Origin of the sequence: Paraburkholderia phenoliruptrix, assembly GCF_047325075.1 — a bacterium.
GTDB classification, from domain to species: domain Bacteria; phylum Pseudomonadota; class Gammaproteobacteria; order Burkholderiales; family Burkholderiaceae; genus Paraburkholderia; species Paraburkholderia phenoliruptrix.
The window spans coordinates 2,555,098-2,579,095 of sequence record NZ_CP168531.1 but is presented as its reverse complement, the minus strand read 5'-3'; the positions used below and the strand labels follow the sequence as shown (position 1 = coordinate 2,579,095).

Here is a 23,998-nt window from a genome sequence, read left to right as displayed (position 1 = left end):
AGTTTTTGCCGGCATCATGCAAGACTTACAGCGCGGCGCGCGCCTTCGGCAACCTGCCCGCGCTGCGCGTTGCGCGAAATCCGTGGCACGCTTGCTGCTTCCTCAAAGGTCTCAGGCCTTGGGAGCGCACGATGGCACACATGATCTGGAAAGGCGCGATCAGCTTCGGCCTTGTCCACGTACCGGTGCAGTTGTATCCGGCCACGAAGTCGGAAAAGGTCGGCTTCAATCTGCTAGATAAGCGCACGATTGATCCGGTCGGCTACAAGCAGATCAACAAGCGCACGGGCAAGGACGTGACGCGCGATAACATCGTGCGCGGCTTCGAATACGAGAAGGACAAATACGTCGTCCTCACGGACGAGGAAATCCGCGCGGCCAATCCCGAATCGACGCAGACGGTGGACATCCTCGCCTTTGTCGACGCCCCCGACATCTCCTTTCTCTACCTCGACACGCCTTACTTCCTGACGCCCGACCGCAAGGGCGAGAAGGTGTATGCGTTGTTGCGCGAGGCGATGAAATCGTCAGGCAAGGTCGGCGTGGCCAGTGTTGTGCTGCATAACAAGCAGCACCTTGCCGCGCTGATCCCCGTCGGGCCGGTGCTGGCGCTCAACACGCTGCGCTGGGCGGACGAGGTGCGGGACTTCGACGAATTCAAGCTGCCCGCCGAAGGCGCCAAGGCCGCGGGCGTCAGCGCGCGCGAGCTGGACATGGCGCAAAAGCTGATCGACGACATGAGCGACACGTGGGATCCGTCGAAGTATCACGACACATTCCGCGACGACATCATGGCACTCGTCGAGCGCAAGGTCCGCGAAGGCAAGACGGAGGAAATCGCCGACATCGAGGCGCCGCGCGAATCGCGTCAATCGGCGGATATTCTCGACTTGTCGGAGCTGCTCAAGCGCAGCCTGGGGCGCGGCAAGAGCAAGCCCGCGGCGGGCTCGCGCAAGCGCGCGACAGACGACGAAGCCGCCGATGACAATGCGGACGCCGAAGAAGACAGCAGCGGCTCCACGGCGTCGCGTAAAAAAGCGCGCACTACGCGCTCCACCCGCACGTCGCGCTCGGGTGGCAGCGGTGGCGGTAGTAGCAGCGGCAGCGGCCGCACGGCGTCGAAATCGACTACGGCAGCACGCAAGCGCCGCGCGGCGGCGTGACGAAGCGGTGCACGCAAAGATGCACCGCGTAGCGCACGGCGCCCACATGCATGCACCGGGCCGCCGCGCTGAAGCGCCACCGCCATCGCCCACATGAATCCGATGGAACCCGCGTCATGAATGACAGACTCGACCTCTACAACCGCAAGCGCCGCTTCGACGAAACGCCGGAGCCCGCGGGCACCCGTCCGGCGAAGAAGCGCGGCAGCCGGCGCGCGGCGCGCCACGAAGCCGACGAGGGCCTGTCGTATGTCATTCAGGAGCATCACGCGCGGCGTCTGCATTATGACTTCCGGCTCGAACTGAACGGCGCGCTGCTGTCATGGGCGGTGCCGAAAGGGCCGTGTCTGGATCCTTCAGTGAAGCGGCTTGCCGTGCATGTGGAAGACCATCCCGTGGAATACGGCTCGTTCGAAGGCGAGATCCCGCCAGGCAACTACGGCGCGGGCACGGTCATCGTTTGGGATCGCGGCACGTGGGAGCCGGTCGGCGGTGCGGCCGAAGCAGCGCGCGGTTACCGCGCCGGCAAGCTCAAGTTTCACCTGCACGGCGAGAAGCTGCACGGCGGCTGGACGCTCGTGCGCAGCCACATGCGCGGCGACGCGGACAAGGAGCAGTGGCTGCTCATCAAGGAGCGCGATGACGAAGCGCGCGACGAGAGCGAATACGACGTCCTCGAGCAACGGCCAGGCAGTGTGCTGAGCGGCCAGGCAGCGCCTGCCGCGCAAGGAAAACGCGGCAAGCAGGCGGCCTCAGGCAAAAGCGGCACAGCGTCGGTGCGCGGCGATCCAAAGCGCCCGGACATCGTCGCCACGCGCAGCAGCGAGTCGTTGCGCGAACTGGCCGCGTCGCCCGCGATAGAAGGCGCGGTGAAGGCGAAACTGCCCGTCGCGCTCAAGCCGCAACTCGCCACGCTCGTCGACGCCACGCCGCCCGGCGACGACTGGTCGTATGAAATCAAGTTCGACGGCTATCGCGTGCTGGCCCGCATCGACGCAAGCGCGAAAGCGCATCAGGTGCAGGTGTTCACGCGCGCGGGCAACGACTGGACGGCGAAATTCGGCAAGCAGGTCAAGGCGTTCGGGCAGCTCGGGCTCGACAGCGCGTGGCTTGACGGCGAAGCGGTGGTGCTGGACGAGAACGGCGTGCCGAACTTCCAGGCACTGCAAAACGCCTTCGATTCCAACCGTCCGCAAGACATTGTCGTGTATCTGTTCGATCTGCCGTTTCTCAACGGCTACGACTTGCGCGGCGTGCCGCTGCAGCAGCGCCGCGCGATTCTGCGTGCGCTGCTCGAACCGGTCGACGACAGCGTGCTGCGCTTTTCGAACGATTTCGAGTTCAGCGCCGAGGACCTCCTGAAAAGCGCCTGCGACATGGCGCTCGAAGGCATCATCGGCAAGCGGCGCGACAGCGGCTATATGTCCGGCCGCTCGGCCACGTGGATCAAACTGAAGTGCCGGCGGCGCCAGGAGTTCGTGATCGGCGGCTATTCGGAGCCGTCGGGCAGCCGCGCGGCGTTCGGCGCGCTGCTGCTCGGCGTGCATGACAGCAAGGGCAAACTGCAGTATGCCGGCCGCGTCGGCACCGGCTTCGACGCCGCGTTGCTGCGCTCGGTGAAGAAGGAACTCGATGCGCACGAAACGAAGCGCATGCCGTTCGCGAGCGTGCCTCGCGAGCGCAGCCGCACGCCGGTGCATTGGGTCGAGCCGGTGCTCGTCGCGGAATGCAATTTCGCCGAATGGACGAGCGAGGGTATCGTGCGGCAGGCGTCGTTCGTGAGTCTGCGCAAAGACAAGCCGGCGCGCCAGATCGTCAAGGAAGCACCACGCAAAGGGGACGACGTGCAACAGCAAACCGATATCGAAGCCGACGCGGCGCCGAAAAAACGCGCTGCGGGCGGCGGGGCGGCAGCAGGCGTGGGCGATGCCGGCTCGCGGAGCGCGAGCAAGAAGAGCGCCGCGAAAGGAACCGGCAAAGCAACCGTGAAAGCAGCAGAAAAGGAAACGGGGGATAAGCAGGCGAAAGCCACGGCTCAAGCCGAGGCGCAACCTGCGGCTAAGACCGCCGCTAAAACCGCCGCTAAAACCGCGTCCAGGTCCGGCGGCTCACCGAAACGCAGCGCGGCCGGCGAAACCGCGAGCCCACCCGCCACGTCCCGCGCGAACAAAACCTCGTCGCCGACGGAAGTCGCAGGTGTCCGCATATCGCATCCGGACCGCGTGATCGACAAAAGCACCGGTGCGCGCAAGATCGATCTCGTGCAGTACTACGAATCGGTTGCGCCATGGATGTTGCCGCATCTGGTCGACCGGCCCGTGTCGCTCGTGCGTGCGCCGGAGGACATCGGCGGCGAGCTGTTCTTTCAGAAGCACACGCAGAAGCTCTCGATCCCCAACATCACGCAGCACCCCGGACTCGACCCTGGGCATCCGCCGCTTCTCACCGTGGACAGCGCGAAGGCGCTTGTCGGTGCGGCGCAAATGGGCACGATCGAATTTCACACCTGGAACGGCGTGGCGTCGAATATCGAGAAGCCCGACCGCGTCGTGTTCGACCTGGACCCCGATCCGTCGCTCGGCTGGGACAGGATGATCGAGGCCGCGCTGCTCACGCGCTCGCTGCTGGAAGAACTCGGCCTCACGTCGTTCTGCAAGACGAGCGGCGGCAAGGGCTTGCACGTCGTCGTGCCGCTGTCGAAGCACGCGGGCTGGGACGAGGTGAAGGACTTCTCGCAGGCCGTCGCGCAGCACATGGCGAGCACGCTGCCCAAATACTTCAGCGCGAAGATGGGCGCGCAGAACCGCAAGCAGAAAATTTTCGTCGACTATCTGCGCAATAACCGCGGCTCCAGCACCGTCGCTGCGTTTTCGGCGCGGGCGCGGCCGGGACTCGGCGTGTCGGTGCCGCTCGCGTGGGACGAACTCGCACAGACCACTGGCGGCGCTCAGTGGAATATCGAGAACCTGCACGAGCGCCTCGCTGATCTGAAGAGCGACCCATGGGCCGACTATGCCAAGACGCGGCAGCGCATTACGGCGGCCATGAGAAAGCGTTTGAGCGGCGCGTAGCCGAATGTCGTCAAATGTCGCTGAAACCTGACCCGGTCACGCCGAGCCTCACGCAGAGCCATCCGCCGCATCGTTTCAGACCTGTTCGCGGCCAAAGGAGCAACTATGAAGAGCACACCGCAATCGTCGGACAGCGCAAGGGAAGCGAACCCCCACGCGCCGAAGGACCCGCACTCGCTGCAGGAAACGGCTGCGCCGCTACCGCATGAGAACGATCAGAACGCGCAGGCGCAGAGTGACGAAAATCCGCGGCGCGTCGGCAAACAGGCGCATCGCGACGTCGAGCGCGGTCTGCAGGACACCGACCGGCGCGGTGGCGGCGAGTACCAGGAGAAGACACAGAACGACGCGCACGCCGACGTCAATTCGGACAGCCAATCGTCCGGCGCGAAGGGCGGCAAACGCTGAGTTGCGCCGCGCTGCGCACGGCTCACGCCGGCGGGACGTCCCAATATGGCGGGTCGCCGAAATGGCCGGCCAGAAAATCGATGAAGGCGAGCGTTTTCGGCGGCACGAACGCGCGGCTCGGATACACGGCCCAGATCGCCACCTTCTCCGCCAGCGGGTAGCTGTCGAGCACGCTGACAAGCTCCCCGCTGCGCAGAAACGGCGCGACGTCCCATGTCGACTTGAGCGCAATGCCGAAGCCGGCGAGCAGCGCGTCGCGGATCACTTCGCCATTGTCGGTCACGATGCGCCCGCTCACGCGCACGTCGAGCGGGCCGGCCGGCGTTTCGAAGGCCCAGTCGCGCTGGTCCGACAGAATCATGCACTCGTGCTGCGTGAGGTCTGACGGATGACGCGGCGTGCCGCGCTCCGCGAGGTAGGAAGGTGCCGCGCACAACACGCGCCGGTTCACTGCAAGCCGTCGTGCAACCAGCGACGAATCCTTCAGGACGCCGACCCGGATTGCCACGTCGATACCTGCGTCGACGAGATCGATCACCTGGTCGGTCAGCCGCAGATCGACGCTCACGCCAGGATAACGGCGCAAAAATTCGCTGACGACAGGTGACACGTGCTGCCTTCCGAACGACGACGGCATCGACACCCGCAAGCGGCCTTGCGGCTCCGCCTGGCCGCGGCCCACCGACGCGCGCGCCGCGGCCGCCGCGTCGAGCAGCGCCTCGGCGCGGGTCATGAACACTTCGCCGTCCTGCGTGAGACTGATGCGGCGCGTGGTTCGGTGCAGGAGGCGCGCGCCGAGCAGCTTCTCCAGATGCGCGAGGCGCGAACTCGCGACCGCCGCCGACAGCCCGAACTCCCGTCCCGCCGCCGACACATTCGCGAGCAGCGCGGCCCGCACGAAGAGGGCGACGTCGAGCAGATCGAGGCGCTCACGCTCGCGGGCGGCGGGGCGCGGCTCGGGCGGCGAGGGTGGTTGGCGCAGCTCGGCCGACGACGAAGCGGGAAGGTCCATTCTTCGTAAAACCAAAAAGATGTTTCAGTGATTATGCCGCTTTTATCGCAGGAAGAGGCGGCTTACGATCACGTCGACGAATCAGCGGCAGGCGGCGATTTCCGCCTATGCCGCCGTTCCCGGAATCTCTCTGAACGGAACAAGGAGCATGTCACTCATGAAAGCTGTCGGACTCTATCGCTATCTGCCTATCGACCACGAAGAAGCGCTCATCGACGTCGAGGTCCCGAAGCCGCAAGCCACCGGTCGCGACCTGCTGGTCAAGGTCGAGGCCATCTCCGTCAATCCGGTCGACACGAAAGTGCGCGCCCCGAAGGACACGGTCGAGCAGCAGCCGCGCGTGCTCGGTTGGGACGCCGCCGGCACCGTTGTCGCGGTCGGTCCGGAGGTGACGCTTTTCAAGGTCGGCGATCCTGTGTTCTATGCGGGCAGCATTACGCGGCCGGGCGCCAATAGCGAATTTCATCTCGTCGACGAGCGGATTGCCGGGCGCAAGCCCGCGTCGCTCGATTTCGCGCACGCGGCCGCCTTGCCGCTGACCGCGATCACCGCGTGGGAGGCCTTGTTCGACCGCCTTGGCGTGTCGCCACAGGGCGCGCACGAAGGCCGCACGGTGCTGATTGTCGGCGGCGCGGGCGGCGTCGGGTCGATCGGCATTCAGCTCGCCAAACAGCTCGCGAAGCTCGAGGTGATCGCCACCGCGTCGCGTCCCGAGTCGGCGAAATGGGCGACGGAGCTGGGCGCGGATCATATCGTCGATCACTTCGGCGACATGCCGGCGCAATTGAAAAAGCTCGGCATCGAGCAGGTGGACTATGTGCTGATCTTCAACGACACCGACCGGAATTTCCCGGCAGCCGCCGAGCTCGTCAAGCCGCAGGGCGGTATCTGCACGATCGTCGAGAACAGTCAGCCGGTGCCGGTCGAATTGCTGAAGGCGAAGAGCGCCGCGTTTCACTGGGAGTTCATGTTCACGCGTTCGATGTTCGGCACGCCCGACATGATCGAACAGCACAAGCTGCTGACCGAGGTCGCCCGTCTCGTTGATGCCGGCACTTTGCGCACGACAGTGGGGCAGAATCTCGGCGCGATCAATGCGGCCAACCTGCGCCGCGCGCATCGTCTGCTCGAAGAAGGACGCGCGATTGGCAAGCTGGTGCTCTGCGGGTTCTGATGCACGGCTCCAATGCGCGGCCTTTTATACGCGGCTCCTGATAAAACGCGGCAGCGCAAGCGGGGTAACACCCGATGCCGCGCGAGCGCGCGCCGCAGCGCTTGGCGGTAGACTGGTGACGCATCATGCTAAAACGGCTGCGTGTCTCGCGTGCGCCGCCGGCTCCCGCGAGCAGCACCTGGACCACGCGCGGAGGGCAGCGTTCGCACGGGCACGCAGCGGCACAACAACGAGGTGACAGTATGAGCTCCAGCTTCAAACTCTCCGCCGTTCCAGTTGTCGCTTCTCTCGCTTGCGCGCTTTCTTGCGGCATGCTCGCGCCTGCCGCCTACGCGGCCACGCCGATCACGGTGACGTCGCAATCCGCGCTCGACGGTCCGATTCGCTACACGGTGCGCGTCACATCGAAACAGTTCGGCAATTCGCAGGAAACCCGCACGATCCGCTCGGGGCAGTCGGACGACTTCACGTGGAAAACCGTGCCGCCGGGCGGCGCCGTTCCCGCGAGCGATGCGTGCCCGAACTACGCGTCGCTGCCGCTCGACTCGAATGGCGCGATGATTCGCCAGACGCAGATACGGCTTGCGCCCGTCGTCGGCGAAGATGGCACGGCGACCGTGCAGTTGAGCTTTCAGGCGCACAAGCCGGACGGCACGAAGACGGTCACGGCCGGCGGCAAATCGATCAAGTGTCCGAACGATGTCAGCGTGAGCCAGGTGCTGCGTTTCACCATGCCGGTGAACGGCAGCACCAAAACCCTGACCCTTAGCGACGGCACCACGGTCGCGATCAGCGCGAAACGCTGACACGGCTCCCGCTTTGCACCGCCGATAAAAGCCCGCGCGGTTCAGCGCCGCGCGGCGCCTCGCTCGAGAAGCCGCGCCGACAGGAAGCGGTGTTCCGCCGAAAAGAGCCGCCGGTAGGTGAGCAGCACCGCGCCCACGGTTCCAAGTGCCGACGAAGCGGCGATCAGGAACATGATCACGATCTGATAACGCACCGCCTGCAGCGGCGACTGGCCCGCCAGCACCTGGCCCGTCATCATGCCGGGCAGGCTCACCACGCCGACCACGGCCATCTGGTTGAGCGTCGGCATCATGCCCGCGCGCACGGCCTGACGCGCGGGCGCCTGCGCGGCTTCCCAGCGGGTCGCGCCGAGCGCGAGCGCCATGTCCACGCGGTCGCGCCGCGCGGTCAGTTCCTCGGTCATGCGCTCGATGCCGAGCGAGACGCCCGTGAGCGTATTGCCGAGGATCATGCCGAGAATCGGAATCGCATACTGCGGCTCATACCAAGGGCGAATGCGGATCACGACAAAAAGGCCGACCGCGGCCACCAGCCACGAACTGACCCAGATCGACAGCACGCTGTCCGCGCGTTGTCCCGCGTAGGTGCGGCTGCCGCGCTGCGCGCCCGCGAAGCCCGCAATCAGCGTCATCAGGATCATCAACGGCAGCACGACGAACCAGTGGTCATAGCGGAAGACCCAGCCGAGCACATAGCCGATGGCGAGCAGCTGCACGACGGTGCGCACGGCAGCCCACGCAAGCTTGCGTTCCAGATCGAGCTTGAGCGCGACCGATACCGCGCCGTTCACAACGATCAGCAACGCGGCGATTGCGACGTCCCAGAGACTCAGGTTTTGCAGGGTCATCGGCTGGATGCTCCGTGGGGGCAGACGACGGCGGGCTCGTCGAGCGTGCCGGCGCGCATCGTCAGATGGCGCGCGCTCATGCGCGCGGCCTGCGCCGGATCGTGCGACACCCAGATCGAAGCACGCGCGTCGGGCGCCGCATCGAACCAGGCGCGCACGAGCTCCTCGATCGCGCGCGACGACTCGGGGTCGAGCGAAGCAGTGGGTTCGTCGAGCAGCAGGACTTCCGGGGCGAGTTGCAGCACGCGGATGAGCGCCGTGATCTGCGCTTCGCCGCCCGACAGCTCGCTTGCGCGCTTGTCGAGGAAGTCGCTGCCGCGGCCCGCCTGCGCCGCGAGACTCGCCGCGTGGCCGCGCTCGAAGCGCACGTCGCGATAGGCGCGCAGCTCGAACGGATAATGCAGATTGTCTTCGACGGTGCCGTCGATCAGCGCGGGCCGTTGCCGGATATACGCGACGCTGCGCCGGTAGCGCGGAATCGCCGCGCGGGCGACGCTCGCGCCGTGCCACCGGATGCATCCGGCATCGAGCGGATCGAGGAGCGCGAGCGCGCGCAGGAACACGCTCTTGCCGGAGCCCGACGGACCGGTGATGGCGACGCGGTCGCCCGCGTGGAGCGCGAACTGCGTGGGCTGCAATAGCGTCTCGCCGCGCAGTGCGTCGCGCCGCACGATGCCGTCGGCAAGAATGAGGGGGACGTCGGTCATGGCAAAGAATGGGCGCGGCCCGCGTTGAGCGATGCAGCATGATAAAGGCATGGCGCGCGACGTGTGCCGCGGTGCGCAAGTGACGCTCCTTCACGCAATCGCAGCATTAAGCGTACGCTGGAAGCGGGCACAAAATCTGCTGGACTGTCCACAACCAGAAAAAGCGCGGGAGCGTTGAATGGCAGGGTCGGGCACAATCGGAAGACGGGTCGGCAAAGTCGCCGCATGGATCGTGGCGATCATCGTCATTCTCGTCGTTGCGCTCACGGTTTTCATCCTGACGTTCGACTGGAACCGCGCGCGCCCGTATGTCAACGACAAGGTCACGCAGGCTATCGGCCGGCAGTTCACGATCAACGGCGATCTGAAAGTCGGCTTTCGTCATGCCGTCGGCGAGACGGGCTGGAAAAGCTGGGTGCCCTGGCCGCGCTTCTCGGCGGCGAACATCACGATCGCCAACCCGGAGTGGGCCAGGCGCCCGCAGTTCGCGACCGTCGACGAAATCGACTTCCAGGTGAAGGTGCTGCCGCTCCTCGCGCACGACATCGTCATTCCCGCCATCAACCTCGTGAATCCTTCCGTCGATCTCGAACGCATGGCGGATGGCCGCAACACCTGGACCTTTCAGCTGCCCAAATCGAAAAAGCCGTCCGAGTGGAAGCTGCAGTTGCATGACATTGTGTTCGCGAAAGGCAACATCGCGCTCTCCGACGAACAGAAGAAGGTCGACGCGCAGATCGTGGTGGATACGCTCGGCAAGCCGATCCCGATCGGCGAGGCGATGAAGCAGCAGGAAGACGCGTCGCGCAAGGCATCGGCGGAAGCGGTAGGCAAGGAGGGCGCGAAGAAGTTGAGCGCCCAGGCCGAGGCGCAGGCGGCCTCCGCCGCGTCGGCGGCGTCTGCCGCGGCGGCGTCCGGGGCGTCGGCTACCGACATCCATGCTTCCGGCACCACGGCGGCCACGGGCGCGTCGGGTGGGCTCGTCGCCGGCGGTTCGAAGGGCGCGAGCGCGGCTGAGCGGGCGGGCGCAAGCACGCCAGCGGTGGGGGCGGCGAGCAGTGCCAGCGATGCCAGCGCGGCGCGCGGCGGCCCGCGCGATATTCCACCGTATGCGATCGGCTGGACCTTGAAAGGCACCTACAACAAGACGCCGGTTTCAGGCAGCGGCAAGGTGGGCGGCGTGCTGGCGCTGCAGGACGCAACCCGGCCGTTTCCCGTGCAGGCGGACGTGAAGGCCGGCGACCTGCACGTGGGCCTCGTCGGCACCATCACCGACCCCGCGCATCTCGCCGCTGTCGATCTGCGCCTGTGGGTGCAAGGCAGCAGCATGGCGAAGCTCTATTCGCTCACGGGCGTGACCTTGCCCGACACGCCGCCTTATGCCACGGAAGGACGTCTCGTCGGCCAGTTCAAGACGAGCGGCAACGTCTTCAAGTATGAAAACTTTACAGGCCGCGTGGGCGGCAGCGACCTCAATGGTTCGCTGACGTACACCGCCCGTCGACCGCGCCCGCTGCTGCAGGGCGAACTCGAGTCGCGCCTGCTGCAGTTCTCCGATCTCGCGCCGGTGATTGGCGCGGACTCGAACGCGAGCAAGGCAAAGCGTGGCGATGCGGCAAGGCAGCCTGCCGACAAGGCGTTGCCGGTCGAAGAGTTCCGCACCGACCGCTGGAAGGCGATCGACGCCGACGTGAAGTTCACCGGCCGGCGCATCATCAAGAACGTCAATCTGCCGATCAGCGACCTGTACACGCACATTGTGATGACCGACGGCGTGCTGTCGCTCGAGCCGCTCAAGTTCGGCGTGGCCGGCGGCACGCTCGCGTCCGACATTCACCTCGACGGCAGCGGCGCGCCGCTCAAAGCGCGCTTTGCGACCGCCGCGCGGCATCTCAAGCTGAAGCAGCTGTTCCCGAACTTCAAGACCATGCAGAACGCGCTCGGCGAAATCAATGGCGACGCCTCGCTCACGGCGACAGGCAATTCGCCGGCCGCGCTCGCGGCCACTTCCAACGGCGAGGTGAAGGCGCTCGTGACCGAGGGCACGGTGAGCCGTTTGCTGATGGAAGCCGCAGGGCTCAACGTCGCGAACGTCGTGTATGAAAAGCTTTTCGGCAACCGCGACGTGAAGATCAACTGCGCGGCCGCCGACTTCGTCGCCACCAACGGGGTGCTGGAATCGCGTGTGTTCGCGCTCGATACCGACGACGCCGTGATCGACATCGACGGCACCGTCAACCTGCGCGACGAGACGATGGACCTCGGCGTGCATCCGCATACGAAAGGCTTCCGGGTGTTCTCGCTGCGTTCGCCGCTGTATGCGAAGGGCACTTTCAAGAATCCGCATGTCGGCGTGAACGCCGCCGCGCTCGCCTTGCGAGGCGGCGCGGCAGTCGGCCTCGGTCTCATCAATCCGTTTGCGGCGCTGCTGCCGCTGCTCGCGCCGAGCAACAACAAGCCGTTGCCGTGCGCGCAACTGCTGTCGCAGGTGCGGCAGGCGCCGAAGGCGCCGCCGCCGGGCATGAAGCAGCCGCCCAAGTCGGCGATTTCGCTCGAGGGCGCGCCGGTCAACAAGCGTTCGTCGGATGGCGCCGCGGCGGCGTCCGCAGCTTCGGCGCCTGCGCCCGCGCAACGCAAGGCGGCACCGGCGTCGCCCGCGAGCGCAGCCGAATACAAGGGAAGCTGAGGCGCTTTCCTGTTTCCGCTGACAAGTGTTGAGGGGGAATTCGGCGGCGAGCTTTCTTTCTTCTTTCTGTTGCGGTTCAGCGTGCCTTCGACATTACGCCGATGTCGAAAGCAACTGACTCATTGGCGCGAACGAATCGTGCGAACGAATTTCGGCACCGAGGCGCCGCCCAATACGCTCCCCTGCGCCGCCGGTGGAAAACGCAAGTCGCCTAGCGCAACGAGCGTGGCGTTGCGTCGCCTGCTGCGTCCTGCCGGCGCACGCCGCGACGCGCACCCACGCGTGTCGCGCCGAACTCGGCCAGGATTTTGCCGCGCGCACGGCTGGCAAATACCAGGAATCCGAAGCCATCGGCTTCATACCAATAGCCGCCGTTCTCGAGACCGTCGAGCGGTTGTTCCAATGCATTGGTAATGGATTCGATGCAGCGCCGCCGCAATTCCGCCGCAGCCGGATAGGGCGGATGGGCGCCGCGCACACTGCACAGAAGCACGTCGAGCCCAGGTAGCACATGGGCATACAGGACCGGCTCGTCTTGAGCGCGAGCACGTGCGATCTTGGTGTCGAGTTGACCGAAGGGCTTGAAATGCCGCAGCACCGCGAGGAACGACTCATCGCCGTCCACCTTCGCGCGTCTACGCTTTTTCGGGAAGGACATAAAAATTCGCCTGAAAAAGAATTGCAAGAAACGCAGCGTCCTCATGCGACAACTCCCGGCTTCGCGCGCCGCACGTCGATCTTTTATAGCATACGACAAGGCCGGATTCACGATGATTCGACGATCCCGCCGCCTCACCGCCTCCCGCACGAATCATGCCGAACCGCCTCGCCGCGCGCCTGAGCATTCCAGCACATCTGACTCCATCATAGACGCACGGGGCGCCGAAAAAACATCTTGTACCAATAAAAAAGTCATTTTCATGTGCGCCGGGACATTCTTGCCTCACGTTGAAATCTTGCCGATTCACGTCGATAATGGCCCGTCCGGCTGGCGCGTTCCCGCGAGTCGCCGCAGCGTGAACGACCTTCGGGCGAACATGAAATTAGTCACCAAGGGTCTGTTGCTGATCGCAGTGCCTAGCCTCGTCGAACTGGCGCTTCTCGGCGTCGTCTTCGACACGCAGGAGCAGACAGCGCAGGCCGCGCAATGGGTTACCACCAGCAAGCAGATTCTTTATCAGTCGTCGGCGCTCGTCGATCCGCTGCTGCGTCAGGCCGCCCGGGTTCGCACGGGCATGGTGATCGGTGACGCCGCGCTGCTCGATCGGCACACGGTGTGGATCGACGTGAGCGACCGTTTGTCGAAGCTCGACGCACTGGTGGCGGACACGCCGCAGCAAGTGCAGCGTGTGCAGAACATGAGACGCGCGGTCGACGCCTATCGCGCGCAGACCGTCAGGATTTCGGAGGCGTTGCACGACGGGCAGAGCCCGCGGTCGCTCGCCGCGCTGGAGAGCGGGGCGCTGCCGCAGCCTATCGTCGTGTTTCGCGACGAACTCGCGGCGTTCGGCGAAGAGGCCTCGCGTCTCGATGCCGAGCGCTCGGCGGCGCTCGCGCGGCGCCGCGAGCGTCAGCAATATGCGTTGATCGCCGCCGTGATCGGTTCCATGCTGATCTGGGCCGGCACCGCGGTCGTGTTCGCGCGCAGCATCGGCCGGCGTTTCGAGGTGCTGACCGACAACGCGGAGCGCCTGGGCAACGGGCGGCCGCTCGCCGCGCGCCTGTCCGGCACGGACGAAATCGCGGCGCTGGACGCCGTGCTGCACGAGACGGGCGCGCGTCTGCGGGAGGCGGAGGCCGAGCAGGCCTCGCTCAAGCAGCGTCTCGAAGCGCGCGCGCAGGAACTCGTCGGCGTCAATGAGGAACTGCGCCAGGAGACGCAAGACAACGAAATGTTTATCTACAGCGTATCGCATGATCTGCGATCGCCGCTCGTGAACCTGCAGGGTTTCTCGAAGGAGCTGCAGGTTTCGTGCGACGAGCTGGACCGCATCGTCGTGGAAGCAGGCCTGCCGGCAGCGGAGCATAAACGGATGGCGCATATTCTCGACGGCGACGTGCGCGAATCCCTGCAATACTTGCGGGGTGCCGTTACGCAAGCGGCCGCCATCATCGAGGCGCTGTTACGCATTTCGCGTGCGGGCCGGCTCGAATATCAGTGGCAACGGGTGAGCGTCGCGCGCGTGGTAGTGCGCATCGTCGACAATCTGCAAAGCGCCATTGAGGCGCGCGGCGCGGTGATCACCGTGCGCGATTTGCCGCCGGCCTGGGGCGACCCGGCCGCGATAGAACAGATCTTCAGCAACCTGATTGGCAATGCGTTGAATTACCTCGACCCGGCGCGCAGCGGGCGCATCGAAATCGGCGCGCTCGAACCGGAACCCGTGGAGGCGAGCGGGCCGCGCCCGCTGCGCATGCGCACCTACTACGTGCGCGATAACGGCCTCGGCATTCCGGCCGCGTATATGTCGAAGGTGTTCCGCGCGTTTCAACGGCTGCACGTGGATGTGGCGCGCGGCGACGGCGTCGGCCTGGCAGTGGTGCGGCGCACGGTGGAGCGGCATGGCGGGCGAGTGTGGGTGGAGTCCGCGGAAGGCGCGGGGTCGACCTTTTTCGTGGTGTTGCCGGAACAGCCCGCGCGTCTCTAGCTTGCGCGGGGCGCAATGGAAACTTGCACCGCGCGATTCGGGCGGCACGACCTCGGCGCCGCCTTGCAGGAACCGGGCGGGAACTGGGAGAACGGAGGGCATATGAGTCACGGGGAAACGGTCAGCATCGTACTGATCGAAGACGACGACGGCCACGCCACGCTCGTCGAACGCAATCTGCGCCGTGCCGGCATTTCCAATGGTTTTATGCGCTTTCGCGATGGTCAGCAGGCGCTCGACTATTTCTTCGGCGGAGAGGCAGGCGGCGAGAGTGCGCCGGGCGCGCATCCGCAACCGGAAGATCTGAGGAATTCCGTCGTGCTGCTCGACCTCAAGATGCCACGCGTGGACGGCTTCGAGGTGTTGCGGCGTCTGAAGGAGTCGCCGCAAACCGCACCCGTGCCTGTGATCGTGCTGACCACCACGGACGATCCGCGCGAAATTGCCCGCTGCTATGAACTGGGCTGCAATGTCTACATCACGAAGCCCGTCGAGTACGATGCATTTATTGAAGCCGTGCGCCGCCTCGGGTTTTTCCTGCAGGTGGTCAAGCTGCCGTCCGGGCATCGGTTCGCGTCGTCGTCATGACGTGCGCGAATTGGTTACATACTCTATAAAACGACTACACAAAGATTGCGCATGACCGAAGACGTGTCTCCGCAGCCGGCCGCCTCCATTCTCGTCGTCGACGACGACGAGGGTATCTTGCGGCTCGCACGCAAATCGCTCGAACGCGCCGGCTGCCGGGTCGCGGTGTGTGCGAGCGTGGAGGCTGCGCGCGAACGGCTCGCCTTAGGCGGGCTCGATCTGCTGGTGCTCGACTACCAGTTGAGCGGACCGGAAACCGGCCTCGATTTCTTTCGCCGGCTGCGCGCGGAAGGCGTGCGCATTCCGGCCATCCTCGTGACCGGTTTTACGGATGAATCGCGTGTGATCGAAGCGCTGCGCGCGGGCGTGTCCGACGTGGTGCCGAAATCCGGCGATTACCTCGATTACCTCCCCGAAGCGGTGGAGCGGGTGCTTTCGCAAGTGCGTCTGCAACGCGCGTCGGACGAAGCGCTCTTGCTGCGCGATCGCGAGCAGCATTACCGCAATCTTTCCGAAGCGCTGCCGCATCTGGTGCTGACCTGCAATGCCGCGGGCGACTGTGATTTCCTCTCCAAGCAGTGGTACGACTACACGGGGCTCGCCGAAAACAGCTCGCACGGTCTCGCCTGGCTCGACGCCGTGCATCCCGAGGATCGCGAAGAAGTGCGCCGCAGCTGGCTCAAGGCGGTGGCCGGTCACGCGGGCACCTATCGGCACGAACTGCGGATTCGCCGCCACGACGGCGAATACCGCTGGTTCGACGCACGCATGGTCGCCACGCGCGACAACGACGGCAACATCAGCAAATGGTTCGGCAGTTGCACGGACGTTCATTCCGAGCGCGAGGCGATGCAGGAGCGCGAACGGCTGCTCGCTTCCGAACAGGCGGCGCGGCAGACCGCCGAAGAAGCGAACCGCGCGAAAGACCGCTTTCTCGCGATGCTGTCGCACGAATTGCGCACGCCGCTCACACCGGTGCTGGCCGGCGCGAGCGTGCTCGAAATGATTCCGGACCTGCCGGATCAGGCGCGCGCGAGCGTGCGCATGATTCGCCGCAACGTGGAACTCGAAGCGCGCCTGATCGACGATCTGCTCGACCTCACGCGTGTGGCCAACGGCAAGCTGCGCCTGTCTCTCGAAACGGTCGACGTGCACGAGGTGATCGACAGCGTGCTCGAGCTTTTTCGCAGCGAAATCCAGGTGAAGCAGCAGGACGTGCACGTGCACAAGGACGCGACGCATCACTACGTGCTCGCCGACCGCGCGCGCCTGCAGCAGATGCTGTGGAACCTGATCCGCAACGCCGCCAAGTTCACGCCCGACGGCGGCCATATCTATGTGCGCACGCGCGACGAGCGCATGCACGTGCAGATTTCGGTGGAAGATACCGGCATCGGCATCGAGCCCGAACAGATCGGCAAGCTGTTCAATGCGTTCGAGCAGGGCGATCAGAAAATGACGCGGCAGTTTGGCGGCCTGGGGCTCGGGCTCGCGATCACCAAGGCGCTCACCGACGTGCATGGCGGTACCGTCACCGCGCAAAGTCCGGGCGCGCATTGCGGCGCGACGTTCACGATTACGCTGCCCACCGCGGCCGCGCCCGCGCGGACCTCGCAAGCGGTCATGCCCGAGCCTGTCCATCCGGCCGGTGTACTTAACATTTTGCTGATCGAAGATCACGTCGATACCGCCGAAGTCATGGGGCAGCTCATTCGCACGCTCGGCCACGACGTGACGACCGTGGGCCGCGTGGACGACGCACTCGCGGCCACCCAGTTGCAGACTTTCGATCTGGTCATCAGCGATGTCGGCTTGCCTGACGGCACGGGCCTCGACTTCATCAAGGCGTACCGCGAGCGTTCCGACGTGCCGGCGGTCGCGCTGACCGGGTTCGGCACCGACGAAGACGTACGCCGTTGCCTTGCCGCCGGTTTCACCTCGCATTTGACGAAGCCCGTCAACTTCGCGCAGCTGGAAACGATGATCGAGAACGCGATCAATCTGAAGGCGCAGAAGGCAAGCTAGCGCGCGGCGCCTTCCGCCTTCCATGCCTGTGCATCAAGAGAAAGGCCTGTCGCGACGGTGTCGCAACATGCCTTTTGCTTTCGCCGGCGTACCGCGAGGCTACGCTTAGCGCGGCGAGTTTTTCAGCGAGTCGCGGATTTCGCGCAACAGCACGATGTCTTCGGGCGGCGGGGGCGGTTCCGACGGCGCGGCGTCGGCCGGTTTGCGCAGATTGTTGATGAACTTCACCATCAGGAAAATGATGAAGGCGAGGATGATGAAGTTGATGAGCACGGTAATGAACGAGCCGTAGCCGAATACCGCGACGCCCGCTGTCTGCAAGTCTTTATACGATTCGGGATTGCCTTTGAAACTGGCCGGAATGGCGCCGAGGCGAATGAATTTGTTCGAGAAATCGAGGCCGCCCGTGGCAACGCCGACCACCGGCATGATCAGGTCTTTCACGACTGAATTGACAATGGTGGAGAACGCGCCGCCGATGATCACACCGACCGCCAGATCCATCACGTTGCCCTTGAGGGCAAATTCCTTGAATTCCTTGACCATGCTCATAGGGGTTTCCTCCCGAATATCGATGACTTAATCATACCAATCTGAGACGGATAGGCTAGCCCTTCGGCCGCGAAACTGGATGCGCGTGGATCGTTTTGATTCAGCGTGGCGGCAAAGCGCGACTTAGTCCGGAAACTGCGACGCGCTGTGGCGCGCGCGTTCGATGTGCGCCGCAAAAGTGACCGGGTCGGTGTTCGTGCCGCACAGCAGAACTCCCACGCGTTTGCCCTGCAGCTTCTCGCGCAGCGGTCCGAGGAGCGCTGCGGTGGCCGCCGCACAAGCCGGTTCCACCGCGAGCTTCAGTTGTCCGAACAAGGTCAGCATGGCCGCGCGGAGCTGATCGTCGGAAACGGTCACGATTTCGTCGATATGACGGCGGCACAGCTCATAGCTGTATTCCTCGGTATGCGGAGCCATCAGCGAGTCGGCGATACTGTGCATGTGGCCCATCTTGACCGTGTGCTTCGCGGCGAAGCTCCTGCTCATCGCGTCGGCGCCTTCTGGCTCGACACCGAACACGTGCACGTCGGGATTCGCGAGGCGCATCGCCGTGGCCACGCCGGCCGCAAGACCGCCGCCGCCGATCGGCACGATCACCGCTTCGAGGTCGGGCGTCTGCGTGGTCCATTCGTAGCCGAGCGTGGCCGAACCGAGCACCGTGCGATAGCCGTTGAACGGATGCACGAAGTAGCGGCCTTCCTCCGCCTCGATGCGGCGCACGAGCTCGAAAGCCTCGGCGAGATCTTCCGCGAACACGATCTCCGCGCGATAGTGGCGGCACAGCGCGACCCGCGCCGGGTTGGCCGCGCGAAACAGCACGACCTTGGCGCTGATGCCGAGGCGCATCGCCGCATACGCGACCGCCACCGCATGATTGCCGCCCGACACGCAGGTGACGCCCGCGCTGCGCTGCGCTTCGTCGAGCGCGAGCAGGTTCGTGAACGCGCCGCGCGCCTTGAAGCTGCCGCCCGCCTGCAGCAGCTCGAACTTGAAGTTCACCACCGTGCCTTCGAGCGACGCGAAGTCCTGCCTGTCGAAAACCGGCGTTCGCGACACCCACGGCGTCAGCGCAAAATGCTGCGCGGCGATATCGTCGAGCGTGGGGATCGGCTCGCCGTCGATCGTATGGTCGGTGTGCTGCGGCGTGGCGGTTGACATGGCGTGGACGGAAATGGGTTGATGAAGAACGCTCGAGGCGTCTGTTCCCTGCGTCTATTTCGCGGCTCGCGCTTGACCCACGCGCCGCACTCAATGCGCCTGCGCTTCCACCGACATGCTGTGAATGAACTTGCGCAAAAAGCGCTCGCATTCCACGAGCTGATCCAGCGCGACGAACTCGTTTGCCTTGTGCGCCTGCTGGATGTCGCCGGGCCCGCACACGATGCTCGGAATCCCCGCCAGCGAAAACAGCCCGGCTTCCGTGCCATACGCGACCTTGCGCTTGTCCTGGTCCGCGGTGAGCGCGCGCACGAGCTGGGTGATGGCTGCCTGTTCGGACGAATCGAGTCCGGGCGCCGCTGCGATCTTCGTGATCTCGATCGCGGCCGACGGATGCTCGCGCAACATTTTCGGCAGCAGCGTTTCGCGGGCGTATTGCTCGATGCGCGCGAAAATCGGCTCGGGGTCGAGCGTGGGCAGATTGCGGAACTCGAACTGGAACTTGCATTCGGCCGGCACGGTATTGATCGCATTGCCGCCGACGATCGTGCTGGTCTGCGCGGTGGTGAAGGGCACGTCGTACAGTTCGTCGAACGGACCCTGCTCGCGGAACCGATCGGCCATGTCGCGGATATAGCAGATGAGGCGCGCCGCGTATTCAATGGCGTTCAGCCCCTTCGGCGTGAGCGACGAATGCGCCGCCTGGCCGCGCACGCAGCACTGGTAAGCGTTGATGCCCTTGTGCGCCACGATGGGCCGCATGCTGGTCGGTTCGCCGACGATGCAGCCGTCCGGCTTCACGCCGCGCTTCATCAGATCGGCGATCATGAGCGGTGCGCCCGCGCAGCCCACTTCCTCGTCGAACGACAGCGCGAAGTGAATCGGCTTGGCGAGTTTTGCGCGCTGCATGTCGGGCACGAGCGCGAGCGCCGCGCCGATGAAACCCTTCATGTCGCAGGTGCCGCGGCCGTAGAGTTTATCGCCGCGAATTTCCGGCTTGAACGGGTCGCTGTCCCACTGCTGGCCGTCCACGGGCACGACGTCGGTATGGCCCGACAGGACGACGCCGCCGTTGGTTTCGCCGTCGTGCGCGGGGATCGTCGCGAAGAGGTTGGCCCATTTGCCGCTCTCGTCGTGCGTGAGCGTGGCTTCAATGCCCGCGCCGCGCAATTCGTCGCGCACGGTTTCGATCAGGCCGAGATTCGGGTTGCGGCTCACCGTGTCCATCGACACGAGACGGGTAACCCAGGGAAGCGAGACAGGCGTGACGCCGGAGGCGGAAGCGGATGAAGCGTTGGCGGATGCTGGCGAGGACTGCGCTGAATCAGCGACGTGAGACATGACGAGGCTCCGGCATTTGAGTCTTTCGATCATACCCAAAAAATGCCGTGCCGTATGCCGTCCAGTGCGCCGTCGGCATACCGCGCTCATGTTGCGGCGCGCGCATGGCGCGCCGCAACATTGCCGAATCACGCTAGACGTCCTGCGGTTTTCTGCGTTGCCGTGACCGTGGTCACAGTGGCGGACAACGCGCGGCGAGCGATGACGCAGCCCTATCCATGCAACCTCGCGGCCGCCTACCGCGCCGCCGTGGCCGCCGCGGTGCCGCGGCTCGGCGAACCGAGCGCGCGCAAGGTCTCCTTCACGGTCGCAACGCGCACGGCAAGATCGGGACTGCGCGTTTCGATGCGCAGCTTGTCCTGGCCCGCCAGCTTGATGTGCTTGTGCTTCTGCACCATCTCGATGATACGCATGGCGTCGACGGGCGGATTCGGAATGAACTGCAGGCCGATCACGGCTTCGCCCGCGTCGATCTTCGAGATGCCCAACGGCTTGGCCGCAAGCCTCAGCCGATGGGTTTCCACGAGCGCCAGCGCCTGCGGCGGCAGCTTGCCGAAGCGGTCGATCAGCTCTTCCTGAATGCCGTCGATCGAATCGTTGTGCTCGCAATTCGCGAGCCGCTTGTAGAGCGACAGACGCTCCTGCACGTCGCCGCAATAGTCGGCGGGAAGAATGGCCGGTGCGTGCAGATTGATTTCGGTGGTCGCGGCGAGCGGCGCGGTCAGGTCCGGCTCCTTGCCGTCCTTCAGCGCCTTCACCGCGTCGTTGAGCATGTCCGTGTACAACTGGAAGCCGATTTCGTGAATTTCGCCCGACTGCTTGTCGCCGAGCACTTCGCCCGTGCCGCGAATTTCCAGGTCGTGCATGGCCAGATAGAAGCCCGAGCCGAGTTCCTCCATCTGCTGGATCGCTTCGAGACGGCGCTGCGCCTGCTTCGTCAGTCCCTGCGGATCGTGCACGAGCAGATACGAATAGGCCTGGTGATGCGAGCGTCCCACGCGGCCGCGCAACTGATGCAGCTGCGCGAGCCCGAACTTGTCCGCGCGATGAATCAGGATCGTGTTCGCGCTCGGCACGTCGATGCCGGTTTCGATAATCGTCGTGCACAGCAGTACGTTCGCGCGCTGCGCAACGAAGTCGCGCATCACGCGTTCGAGTTCGCGCTCGTGCATCTGCCCGTGCGCGACCGCGATGCGTGCTTCGGGCACGAGTGCCTCGAGCATTTGCCGGCGATTCTCGATGGTCTCTACTTCGTTGTGCAGAAAGTACACCTGGCCGCCGCGCTTCAGTTCGCGCAACATGGCTTCGCGGATCACGCTTTCTTCCTCGCGACGCACGAAGGTCTTGATCGCAAGGCGCTTTTGCGGCGCCGTCGCGATCACCGAGAAATCGCGCAGGCCTTCGAGCGCCATGCCGAGCGTGCGCGGAATCGGCGTAGCGGTGAGCGTGAGCACGTCGACTTCCGCGCGCAAGGCCTTGAGCGCCTCTTTCTGCCGCACGCCGAAGCGATGCTCCTCGTCGATGATCACGAGCCCGAGCCGCTTGAACTGCACGTCCGACGAAAGCAGCTTGTGCGTGCCGATCACAATGTCGACACTGCCTTCGTTGATCTGCTGGATCGCGGCGTTCACTTCCTTCGTCGACCTGAAGCGCGACAATTCGGCGATGCGCACCGGCCAGTCGGAGAAGCGGTCCGTGAAGGTTTGCGTGTGCTGTTCGGCGAGCAGCGTGGTGGGCGAGAGGAGCGCGACCTGCTTGCCGCCCATCACCGCGATGAACGCCGCGCGCAACGCGACCTCGGTTTTGCCGAAGCCCACGTCGCCGCACACGAGGCGATCCATCGGCTTGCCGCTCGTCATGTCGCCGATCACCGCCGCGATGGCCGCGGCCTGGTCCGGCGTTTCCTCGAAGCCGAAGCTCTCGGCGAACTTCACGTAGTCTTTCGGTTCGAGCGCGAATGCGTGACCCGAGCGCGCCGCGCGGCGCGCGTAAAGGTTCAGCAACTCGGCGGCGGTATCGCGGATCTGCTGCGCGGCCTTGCGCTTGGCCTTTTCCCATTGGCCCGAACCGAGCGAATGCAGCGGCGCGCTTTCCGGGTCGGCGCCGCTATAACGCGAGATCACGTGCAATTGGGCGACGGGCACGTAGAGCTTGCTGTCGCCCGCGTATTCGAGGTGCAGGAACTCGGTCTCGCCTTCGCCGAGGTCCATGGTGACGAGGCCCATGTAGCGGCCGATACCGTGCTGCGAATGCACGACCGGATCGCCGACTTTGAGCTCGGACAGATCGCGCACCATCGAGTCGACGTTGCTCGCCTGTTCCTGGCGGCGGCGCCCCGCGCGCCGCGCGAGCGGCCCGTAAAGCTCGGTCTCGGTGATGATCGCGATGCCGTCCGCCGGCACGGCAAAGCCGTTTGCAAGCGGCGCCACACCGAGCGAGAAGCGCGCGTCGCCGGTCAGCCAGTCCTGGAAGCTGTCGCTCGACGCAGGTTTCAGATGGTTGTCCGCGAGCAGTTGCAACAGCGTTTCGCGCCGGCCCGCCGATTCCGCGGCGAACAGCACGCGGTTCGGCGTCGTGTCGAGGTAGGCGCGCAACGCGGAAACGGGATCGTCCGCGTGACGGTCGATGGCGAGGTTCGGCAAAGGCGTCGACCAGCCGCCGCCCGCGTTGACCGGCAGCACGAGGCGCGCGAAGGGCTTGGCGAGCGTGAAGAAGTCCTCGTCCGTGAGAAAGAGGCGCTGCGGCTCGAGAATAGGCCGGTCGCGATCGTGCGACAGGAAGTTGTAGCGCTGCTTCGTGTCGTTGTTAAAGCGCCGGATCGCCGCGTCCAGATCGCCGACAAACGCGAGTTGCGCGCCGGGCGGCAAATAGTGGAAGAGGGTGGCCGTCTCGTCGAAGAAAAGCGGCAAATAATATTCGATGCCCGCCGACGGGACGCCGTTGCCGATGTCCTTATAGATCGACGCGCGGCTCGGATCGCCCTCGAACGTCTCGCGCCAGCGGCTGCGAAACGCGGTGCGCGCGGCTTCGTCGAAGGGAAATTCGCGGCCCGGCAAGAGGCGCACGTCCTTGACCGGATAGAGACTGCGCTGCGTGTCGGGGTCGAACGCGCGGATCGAGTCCACCTGGTCGTCGAACAGGTCGATCCGGTAGGGCAGGGGCGAGCCCATCGGATAAAGATCGAGCAGCGAGCCACGCACGCAATATTCGCCGGGACGCACGACCTGGCTCACATGTTCGTAGCCCGCGAGCGTGAGCTGCGCCTTCAGCTTCGCCTCGTCGAGGCGCTCGCCCTGCGAGAACGAGAACGTGTAGGCGGCGAGAAACGACGCGGGCGGCATGCGGTACAGCGCCGTGGTGGCCGGCACGAGCAGGATGTCGCAGCGGCCTTCGCCGAGATCGTGCAGCGTGGCAAGACGCTCGGAAACCAGGTCCTGGTGCGGCGAAAACGTGTCGTAAGGCAGCGTTTCCCAGTCGGGCAGAAGACGCACGCGTGCTTCGGGCGCGAAAAAGCCGATTTCTTGCGACAGGCGCTGCGCATCGACGGCGCTCTCGCACACGACCGCGAGCAACGGCACCTTCTCGCGGTAGGCGAGATGGTAGCGGGCGATCAGCAGGGCGTCGGACGAGCCGTGCGTGCCGTCGAAGGCGAAACGCTGGCCGGCTTTGACGAGCGCGACGGGCGAGGAGTACTGCGATGATGCGGCGATATCTGGCATAGAAAAGAAAAGGCGGCCTCGGGCTCACTCGAACGGCCAAGTTTACGCGTGTCGGGGCGTGGATGCGAAGGACCTATTATAAAATCCGTCCT

At 65.1% G+C, this 23,998-nt stretch carries 17 protein-coding genes; 9 read left to right on the top strand and 8 right to left on the bottom strand.

The window, feature by feature from the left end; translation table 11 throughout:
• The first annotated feature begins 131 nt into the window (after window positions 1-131).
• From ACEN8U_RS23535 to ACEN8U_RS23525, 3 genes are all read left to right on the top strand, one after another.
• Window positions 132-1,163: a Ku protein gene (locus ACEN8U_RS23535; RefSeq protein WP_015002657.1), complete on the top strand. Its 1,032-nt coding sequence runs from the start codon at window positions 132-134 to the stop codon at window positions 1,161-1,163.
• Window positions 1,164-1,279: 116 nt separating this feature from the next.
• Entirely contained in the window at window positions 1,280-4,234 is a 2,955-nt protein-coding gene (gene ligD, locus ACEN8U_RS23530; protein WP_015002656.1) for a DNA ligase D, read from the top strand.
• A 105-nt stretch (window positions 4,235-4,339) separates the two neighbouring features.
• Window positions 4,340-4,642, top strand: a complete 303-nt coding sequence (locus tag ACEN8U_RS23525; protein ID WP_015002655.1) for a hypothetical protein — start codon at window positions 4,340-4,342, stop codon at window positions 4,640-4,642.
• Between the two features lie 22 nt (window positions 4,643-4,664).
• Here the strand turns inward: ACEN8U_RS23525 and ACEN8U_RS23520 are convergent, their stop codons facing one another.
• A complete protein-coding gene (locus ACEN8U_RS23520) occupies window positions 4,665-5,654 on the bottom strand; it encodes a LysR family transcriptional regulator (RefSeq protein ID WP_015002654.1) in 990 nt (329 codons plus the stop codon).
• Between the two features lie 157 nt (window positions 5,655-5,811).
• Here ACEN8U_RS23520 and ACEN8U_RS23515 point away from each other — a divergent pair, with 157 nt between their 5' ends.
• On the top strand, window positions 5,812-6,828 hold the full coding sequence (locus ACEN8U_RS23515) for a zinc-binding alcohol dehydrogenase family protein (RefSeq protein WP_015002653.1): 1,017 nt from the start codon (window positions 5,812-5,814) through the stop codon (window positions 6,826-6,828).
• 242 nt (window positions 6,829-7,070) lie between these two features.
• Window positions 7,071-7,634 carry a DUF6013 family protein gene (locus tag ACEN8U_RS23510; RefSeq protein WP_013588392.1) on the top strand — a complete coding sequence of 188 codons (564 nt, stop codon included), beginning with the start codon at window positions 7,071-7,073 and terminating at the stop codon, window positions 7,632-7,634.
• A 41-nt stretch (window positions 7,635-7,675) separates the two neighbouring features.
• Here the strand turns inward: ACEN8U_RS23510 and ACEN8U_RS23505 are convergent, their stop codons facing one another.
• Window positions 7,676-8,482, bottom strand: a complete 807-nt coding sequence (locus ACEN8U_RS23505) for an ABC transporter permease (RefSeq protein WP_015002652.1) — start codon at window positions 8,480-8,482, stop codon at window positions 7,676-7,678.
• The gene (locus ACEN8U_RS23500) at window positions 8,479-9,189 is read right to left on the bottom strand and encodes an ATP-binding cassette domain-containing protein (protein WP_015002651.1); all 711 of its coding nucleotides are present in this window, start codon (window positions 9,187-9,189) and stop codon (window positions 8,479-8,481) included. The genes ACEN8U_RS23505 and ACEN8U_RS23500 overlap by 4 nt, the downstream gene beginning before the upstream one ends.
• Window positions 9,190-9,367: 178 nt before the next feature.
• Between ACEN8U_RS23500 and ACEN8U_RS23495 the strand changes: the two genes are divergently transcribed.
• A complete protein-coding gene (locus ACEN8U_RS23495) occupies window positions 9,368-11,875 on the top strand; it encodes an AsmA family protein (protein ID WP_310110422.1) in 2,508 nt (835 codons plus the stop codon).
• 211 nt (window positions 11,876-12,086) lie between these two features.
• Here ACEN8U_RS23495 and ACEN8U_RS23490 read toward each other — a convergent pair whose 3' ends face one another.
• Window positions 12,087-12,578, bottom strand: a complete 492-nt coding sequence (locus ACEN8U_RS23490; protein WP_013588388.1) for a hypothetical protein — start codon at window positions 12,576-12,578, stop codon at window positions 12,087-12,089.
• Window positions 12,579-12,912: 334 nt separating this feature from the next.
• Here ACEN8U_RS23490 and ACEN8U_RS23485 point away from each other — a divergent pair, with 334 nt between their 5' ends.
• From ACEN8U_RS23485 to ACEN8U_RS23475, 3 genes are all read left to right on the top strand, one after another.
• The gene (locus ACEN8U_RS23485; RefSeq protein ID WP_310110420.1) at window positions 12,913-14,523 is read left to right on the top strand and encodes a sensor histidine kinase; all 1,611 of its coding nucleotides are present in this window, start codon (window positions 12,913-12,915) and stop codon (window positions 14,521-14,523) included.
• Between the two features lie 102 nt (window positions 14,524-14,625).
• Complete coding sequence (locus ACEN8U_RS23480; RefSeq protein WP_015002648.1) at window positions 14,626-15,111, top strand: response regulator; 486 nt, start codon at window positions 14,626-14,628, stop codon at window positions 15,109-15,111.
• A gap of 51 nt (window positions 15,112-15,162) precedes the next feature.
• Complete coding sequence (locus ACEN8U_RS23475) at window positions 15,163-17,136, top strand: response regulator (protein ID WP_041746160.1); 1,974 nt, start codon at window positions 15,163-15,165, stop codon at window positions 17,134-17,136.
• A 105-nt stretch (window positions 17,137-17,241) separates the two neighbouring features.
• On the opposite strand, the gene mscL is transcribed toward ACEN8U_RS23475, so the two are convergent.
• The 4 genes from mscL to mfd form a co-directional block, all read right to left on the bottom strand.
• Window positions 17,242-17,688, bottom strand: coding sequence for a large conductance mechanosensitive channel protein MscL (gene mscL, locus ACEN8U_RS23470; protein WP_013588384.1), 447 nt, complete (start codon window positions 17,686-17,688; stop codon window positions 17,242-17,244).
• 123 nt (window positions 17,689-17,811) lie between these two features.
• Window positions 17,812-18,846: a threonine/serine dehydratase gene (locus ACEN8U_RS23465; protein WP_015002646.1), complete on the bottom strand. Its 1,035-nt coding sequence runs from the start codon at window positions 18,844-18,846 to the stop codon at window positions 17,812-17,814.
• Window positions 18,847-18,936: 90 nt separating this feature from the next.
• Window positions 18,937-20,187 carry an acetylornithine deacetylase gene (gene argE / locus ACEN8U_RS23460; RefSeq protein WP_041746158.1) on the bottom strand — a complete coding sequence of 417 codons (1,251 nt, stop codon included), beginning with the start codon at window positions 20,185-20,187 and terminating at the stop codon, window positions 18,937-18,939.
• A 236-nt stretch (window positions 20,188-20,423) separates the two neighbouring features.
• Window positions 20,424-23,906 (bottom strand): transcription-repair coupling factor, encoded by a 3,483-nt coding sequence (gene mfd / locus ACEN8U_RS23455; RefSeq protein ID WP_015002644.1) that lies wholly within the window; start codon window positions 23,904-23,906, stop codon window positions 20,424-20,426.
• Window positions 23,907-23,998 lie beyond the last annotated feature (92 nt).

Excerpts from the sequence above, each read along its gene's own strand:
- ACEN8U_RS23495 (WP_310110422.1), top strand. The coding sequence starts at position 9,368 with ATGGCAGGGTCGGGCACAATCGGAAGACGGGTCGGCAAAGTCGCCGCA.
- mfd (WP_015002644.1), bottom strand. The coding sequence starts at position 23,906 with ATGCCAGATATCGCCGCATCATCGCAGTACTCCTCGCCCGTCGCGCTC.
- argE (WP_041746158.1), bottom strand. The coding sequence starts at position 20,187 with ATGTCTCACGTCGCTGATTCAGCGCAGTCCTCGCCAGCATCCGCCAAC.
- ACEN8U_RS23510 (WP_013588392.1), top strand. The coding sequence starts at position 7,071 with ATGAGCTCCAGCTTCAAACTCTCCGCCGTTCCAGTTGTCGCTTCTCTC.
- ACEN8U_RS23485 (WP_310110420.1), top strand. The coding sequence starts at position 12,913 with ATGAAATTAGTCACCAAGGGTCTGTTGCTGATCGCAGTGCCTAGCCTC.
- mscL (WP_013588384.1), bottom strand. The coding sequence starts at position 17,688 with ATGAGCATGGTCAAGGAATTCAAGGAATTTGCCCTCAAGGGCAACGTG.
- ACEN8U_RS23475 (WP_041746160.1), top strand. The coding sequence starts at position 15,163 with ATGACCGAAGACGTGTCTCCGCAGCCGGCCGCCTCCATTCTCGTCGTC.
- ACEN8U_RS23505 (WP_015002652.1), bottom strand. The coding sequence starts at position 8,482 with ATGACCCTGCAAAACCTGAGTCTCTGGGACGTCGCAATCGCCGCGTTG.
- ACEN8U_RS23535 (WP_015002657.1), top strand. The coding sequence starts at position 132 with ATGGCACACATGATCTGGAAAGGCGCGATCAGCTTCGGCCTTGTCCAC.
- ACEN8U_RS23515 (WP_015002653.1), top strand. The coding sequence starts at position 5,812 with ATGAAAGCTGTCGGACTCTATCGCTATCTGCCTATCGACCACGAAGAA.
- ACEN8U_RS23465 (WP_015002646.1), bottom strand. The coding sequence starts at position 18,846 with ATGTCAACCGCCACGCCGCAGCACACCGACCATACGATCGACGGCGAG.
- ACEN8U_RS23490 (WP_013588388.1), bottom strand. The coding sequence starts at position 12,578 with ATGAGGACGCTGCGTTTCTTGCAATTCTTTTTCAGGCGAATTTTTATG.
- ACEN8U_RS23480 (WP_015002648.1), top strand. The coding sequence starts at position 14,626 with ATGAGTCACGGGGAAACGGTCAGCATCGTACTGATCGAAGACGACGAC.
- ACEN8U_RS23525 (WP_015002655.1), top strand. The coding sequence starts at position 4,340 with ATGAAGAGCACACCGCAATCGTCGGACAGCGCAAGGGAAGCGAACCCC.
- ACEN8U_RS23520 (WP_015002654.1), bottom strand. The coding sequence starts at position 5,654 with ATGGACCTTCCCGCTTCGTCGTCGGCCGAGCTGCGCCAACCACCCTCG.
- ligD (WP_015002656.1), top strand. The coding sequence starts at position 1,280 with ATGAATGACAGACTCGACCTCTACAACCGCAAGCGCCGCTTCGACGAA.
- ACEN8U_RS23500 (WP_015002651.1), bottom strand. The coding sequence starts at position 9,189 with ATGACCGACGTCCCCCTCATTCTTGCCGACGGCATCGTGCGGCGCGAC.